This is a genomic window from Tamlana crocina (assembly GCF_012037625.1).
Genome location: NZ_JAAVJS010000400.1, coordinates 1 through 388, shown reverse-complemented (window position 1 = coordinate 388; position 388 = coordinate 1). Strand labels below are relative to the sequence as shown.

General features: G+C 37.9%; 1 protein-coding gene. It reads left to right on the top strand.

Features of this window, described 5'->3' with window-relative positions; all coding sequences use genetic code 11:
* Positions 1-388, top strand: a 388-nt coding sequence (locus HC176_RS17310; RefSeq protein WP_425338224.1) for a tetratricopeptide repeat protein, incomplete at both ends; no start/stop codon positions are given.

Below are 388 nucleotides of genomic sequence, written 5' to 3'. Positions count from 1 at the left end.
AAAGAAAATAACCGGAAAGTATATAAACAGCTGGGTACTTTCTTTCTTGAAAAAGGAAATAAAGAACTGGCTTTAGATTATTTTACTACAGCACTGGAAAATGAAAAGGATGATTTTGGTCTTTTTAGGGAAGTAATTAGTCTAATGGCAGAGGCCGGAAATTATGAGCAGGTAAAATCCCTGAGTCAACAGGCTTTGGAAATTTTTCCCACTCAGGCATGGCTTTTCCTGATGAGAGGAACTGCCGAAATGCGGCTGAAGGAATTCAAAAAAGCTGAGACAAGTTTGCAGGAAGGTCTCGATTATTTAATAGATGATCCTGAAACCGAAAAACAATTTTACCGGCAATTAGCCGAAGCTTACAAAGGAATGAATGAAATGCAGAAAG